General features: G+C 36.2%; 1 protein-coding gene. It reads right to left on the bottom strand.

The genetic code is table 11. The features are described 5' to 3' along the window. On the bottom strand, positions 1–199 hold a 199-nt coding region (locus C1I99_RS35535; RefSeq protein WP_233512839.1), incomplete at its 3' end, for a KwaA family protein. Positions 200–423 lie beyond the last annotated feature (224 nt).

Below are 423 nucleotides of genomic sequence, written 5' to 3'. Positions count from 1 at the left end.
ATCCTTTTGTGATATCAGAATCCTGACCATCAACCCTGATTATATAGTCAATTTTGTAAGCAGAGACACCAAACAATGAAAGCGTTGGGTTGCTATGAATCCTTCTTGTTTTTATATGAAGAAATCCGACAATAACTAGAATAAAAATGAAATTGAAAACATTTGAAGGTTTTGTTAAGTCTGTAAAAACCAGGGGCATTATGTAAGTTGACAAAAATGACAGATACTCATTTGACTCTTATTCGCATCCAACAACAACCACTTCGGCAGAGGTAATCCCCCGATCCAAAAATGAAAGCTGTCTCTTATACCACCAGTAAGTATAGCCACACAAAAAGACCAAAAAAATACAAACGCATAACCTTGACACGGATAGAGATAGCTGGTTGCCCATATTACCTGTTATACAGACAATACGATTAC

The organism is Micromonospora deserti (genome assembly GCF_003236335.1).
Classification (GTDB): Bacteria; Actinomycetota; Actinomycetes; order Mycobacteriales; family Micromonosporaceae; genus Micromonospora; species Micromonospora deserti.
This window is presented reverse-complemented; position numbering and strand designations above follow the sequence as displayed.